Annotated in this window: 3 protein-coding genes and 1 pseudogene; all 4 read left to right on the top strand. The window is 68.2% G+C overall.

The genetic code is table 11. From position 1 onward, the window contains the following. A partial coding sequence (locus ACEN88_RS25480; protein ID WP_413344157.1) for an ExeM/NucH family extracellular endonuclease occupies positions 1-2,340 on the top strand: 2,340 nt, incomplete at its 5' end. A gap of 14 nt (positions 2,341-2,354) precedes the next feature. After that, a complete protein-coding gene (locus ACEN88_RS25475; RefSeq protein ID WP_413344155.1) occupies positions 2,355-2,915 on the top strand; it encodes an NF038129 family PEP-CTERM protein in 561 nt (186 codons plus the stop codon). 192 nt (positions 2,916-3,107) lie between these two features. Continuing rightward, positions 3,108-3,791, top strand: a complete 684-nt coding sequence (locus ACEN88_RS25470; RefSeq protein ID WP_413344154.1) for a winged helix-turn-helix domain-containing protein — start codon at positions 3,108-3,110, stop codon at positions 3,789-3,791. A gap of 2 nt (positions 3,792-3,793) precedes the next feature. After that, a pseudogene (locus ACEN88_RS25465) lies at positions 3,794-4,288 on the top strand (helix-turn-helix transcriptional regulator); the annotation flags it as partial.

Genomic DNA, 4,288 nt, shown 5'->3' with positions numbered 1-4,288 from the left:
GTGCTGGCGTGCCCGGGCAGCGTCGGCATCGAAGTCGGCAAGGGCGCGACCGCGCCGCTGCAGGCGAGCGACGCCGACAGCCTCGTCAACAGCGCCGTCATCAGCAAGGGCGCCGTGGCCGGCATCAGCCTGACGGGCTTCACGGCGGCCACGACGGACAACCGCACGGCGACCGCGAACCTCGTCGTCGACGCGAGCCTTCCGGCCGGCACGTACCCGGTCGAGATCACGTTCGCCAACGACGCGAGCCAGAGCGCGAGCTGCACCGTCAACGTCGCCGTCAGCGGCCTCGTCAAGATCCCGCAGATCCAGGGCAGCGGCCTGGCGAGCCCGTACGTGAACACGGTACAGACGACGTCCGGCGTCGTCACGAAGAAACTGGGCAGCGGCTTTTACATCCAGGACCCGCAGGGCGACGGCGATCCGGACACGTCCGACGCGATCTTCGTGTTCGGGGCCACCGCGGCAGCCGCCGTCAAGGAAGGCGACCTCGTGCGCGTGACGGGCACCGTGACGGAGTTCACGCCGAACGGTGCGAAGCGCTCGTACACGGAACTGAAGGACGTCAGCGCCGCCACGGTCCTCGGCAGCGGCAACACGATTGTCCCCGTCAACATCGACCTGCCGACCGAGCTGAGCCACTACGAAGGCATGCTCGTGCGCTTCACGAATCCGCTGACCGTCAACGGCAACAGCTACCTGGGCGACCGCGGCGAGCTGGTGCTGGCCAACGGCCGCCGCGAGACGCCGACGAACCGCTACCGCGCCGGCACGGCGGAGGCAAACGCGCTGATCGCCGCCAACGCGCAGAACATGGTGATCCTGGACGACGGCATCTTCACCGTGCCGCCGCACATCCCTTATCTTGCGGCGGACAAGACCGTGCGCGCGGGCGACACGGTGACGGACCTCGTCGGTGTGCTCGACTTCGGCGCCATCGGCGGTGGCGGGGGCTGGTACAAGCTGCAGCCGACCGAGACCCCCGTGTTCAGCCGCACGAACGCGCGCGACGATGCGCCGACCGTCGTCGCGGGCAATGTCCGCGTGGCCAGCGCCAACGTGCTGAACTTCTTCACGACGTTCACGGACGGCACCGACGCGTGGGGCCGCACGGGGCAGGGCTGCACGATCGGCTCGTCCGCACCGTCCAGGAGCAATTGCCGCGGCGCCGACAATGTCGCCGAGTTCAACCGCCAGCGCGACAAGATCGTCAATGAGCTGAAGGCGATGAACGCGGATGCCGTCGGCCTGATGGAAATCCAGAACAACGGCGACATCACGGTGAGCTACCTCGTCGACGCGCTGAACCAGGCGATCGGCGCGCCGACGCCGACGTACGCCTACGTGGCGAAGCCGGCCGCGACGGGCACGGACGCGATCCGCGTGGCGATGATCTACAAACCGGCCGTGCTGACGCCGGTGGGCGGCGCGCTGTCCGACGGCGACGCCGTCAACAACCGTCCGCCGATGGCCCAGACGTTCAAGGTCAACGCGAACGGCGCGAAGTTCTCGCTGATCGTCAACCACCTGAAGTCGAAAGGCAGCTGCGGCGGCGCCGGTGCCGGCGACACGGACAGCGGCGACGGCCAGGGTTGCTGGACCGCGACCCGCGTGCTGCAGGCCAAACGTTTGTTCACCGACTTCATCCCGACCGTCGTGGCGGCCGCGGGGGACCCGGACGTGCTGGCCGTGGGCGACTTCAACGCATACGGCCATGAAGACCCGATCGCGTACCTGACGGACAACGGCATGGTCAACGAACTGGAGCGCTTCGTGCGGCCGAACGGCATGCCGTATTCGTACGTGTTCGACGGCCAGAGCGGCTACCTCGACCATGCGCTGGCCAGCAGCGCCCTGGACCCGCAGGTGGCCGGCGTGACCGAGTGGCACAACAACGCGGACGAGCCGGATGCGATCGACTACAACCTGGGCGACACGGCCGATGACCCGTACGTGAACAATCCGTTCCGCGCGTCCGACCACGATCCGGTCGTCGTGAGCCTGAACCTGGCGCCGGCCTACGCCGACGTCACGGCCAGCGTGAAGATCGTGCCGGGCACGCTCGGCTACAACCGCGTCACCGGCAAATTCAGCGGCAACGTGACGTTCACGAACACGAGCGGCGCTGCACTGTCCGGCCCGCTGCAATACGTGCTGCAGGGCCTGCCGGCCGGCGTCACGCTCGACAACAGGAGCGGCGCTTTCAATGGCGCGCCCTACGTGACCCTGCCGGGCACGACCCTCGCACCGGGCGCGACCGTGACCGTGGCGCTGACGTTCACGAACCCGTCGAAGACGAACATCACGTTCACGTCCAAACTGTATTCCGGCACCTTTTGATTGAGAGATCGCACATGATGAACCTGAAAACCTTCTTCGCCCGCGCGCTGCTGGCGCTGTCCCTGCTGGCCGGCGCCGCGAGCGCGAACCCGGTCTACCACGTGGCCCTCGACACGACGGGCACGAGCGGCGACGGCTACATGCAGATCGACTTCCTGCCGTTCGCCACGAGCGAGGTGCTGACCGCGACGATCAGCGGCCTGGACGGCGCTTTCACGGGCACGCCGTCGCTCGACAACGTGGTGCAGTCGGGCGGTTCGTACACGTTCTCGAGCGACGCGTTCTCGGAGTTCTTCCAGTCGATCACGCTCGGCGGCAAATTCGGCTTCGACGTGACGTTCGGCGGCGCGCCGACGGACGGCGGCAGCATCGGGTTGTCCGTCAGCCTGCTGGACAGCGTGGGCGACTACCTGTCGTTCCAGGCGGCGCAGATCAGCCTGGTGGCGGGGGAGCCGGCGGCGATTGCCGTCGATCCCGGCGTCGCGACCGTGAATCCGGTGCCGGAGCCGGCGGATTGGTTGATCGTCGCGACGGGTCTCGTCTTGCTGGGGGCGATGCAGCGGCGCCGGGCCTGAACGTCATCCCCGCGCACGCGGGGATCCATGCTGAGCGTGTTAAGCCAGCCCGGCATGGGTTCCCGCTTCCGCGGGAACGACGGAGCGTCGATTTATTCGATAAACATATGAATTTCCAACAGAAATCATATTGTTCATCGGACTTTGCTTAGTGCATATTCGATCCTGTTGTCGCCGAGACAAGGATCTTATATGCGCGCACATGTCCTCGTGGCGGACCCCGACCCGGCCGTCCGCCAGCTGCTCGAACTGAACCTGACCCGTGCCGGCCACGACGTGCGCCTGTGCGCGGACGCCGAGTCGGCGCTCGTGCTGCTCGACGATGCCGTCCCCGACATGCTGCTGCTGGAGTGGGACCTGCCCGGCCAGTCGGGCGAAGCGCTGATCCGGCGCCTGCACGCGCAGGCGCGCACGCGCGGGATCGCCATCATCATGGTGTCCGCGCGGGCAGGGGAGCACGACAAGATCCTCGCGCTGGAAGCCGGCGCCGACGACTACCTGACGAAACCGTTCAACCCGCGCGAACTGCTGGCCCGCATGCAGGCCGTGCTGCGCCGGCGCGCGCCGCATGCGTCCGTCGATGCCGTGCAGATGGCCGGCCTGCACCTCGATCCGTACACGCAGCGCGTGGTGGCCGGCGCGAGCCCCGTCGCGCTGGGACCCGTCGAATTCCGTTTACTAAACTTCCTCATGCACCATCCGGAGCGGGTGCACACGCGCTCGCAATTGCTGGACAAGGTCTGGGGCAGGCACGCCGTGCTGGAGGAGCGCACGGTCGACGCCCACGTGGGCCGCCTGCGCCACGCGCTGCAGCCGAGCGGTCACCAGGAGCATATCGAGACGGTGCGCGGCACCGGCTACCGCTTCGTCGCCTGACCGTGGACCCCGTCGTCATCCTCAGCCGCCAGGAGCAGGAATACTTGCTGTGCGCCATCGAATCCGGCCTGCGCGTGGCCGGCCCGCACCAGTTCTTCCTGTGGACCCAGGGCCAGGTGCAGGCGCTGCTGCCGCACCGGGTGCTCGTGTGCCTGCAATTCGGCCATGGCGGTGTCCTCACACGGGTGGACTGCCTGCACGGCACCGTGCTGGCGCCGGAGGGGCGGCAGGCGTTGACGGATCTGGCGCTGCGCATCGCGCGGAGTGGACGGCTGGCGGTGGCGATCGATGCGCGCGCGGCGCCGGACGGCCTGGGCGGCGAGATCCTGCGGCTGGGGTTCGACAACGTGCTCGCGCACGGCACGGGGCCGACGAGCGCCGGAGGCAGCGTGTTTCTGCTGTTCGGCCTGGCGGTGCGGCCGACGGCGCGTCACGCGTATTTCCTGGAATTGCTGCTGCCGCACCTGCACCTGGCGCTGGGGCGCCTGGTGCAGGTG

Source organism: Massilia sp. CT11-108 (assembly GCF_047302915.1).
GTDB classification, from domain to species: domain Bacteria; phylum Pseudomonadota; class Gammaproteobacteria; order Burkholderiales; family Burkholderiaceae_D; genus Telluria; species Telluria orientalis.
Note: the sequence above shows the minus strand (reverse complement) of the source record. Positions and strands in the feature narration are given on the sequence as shown.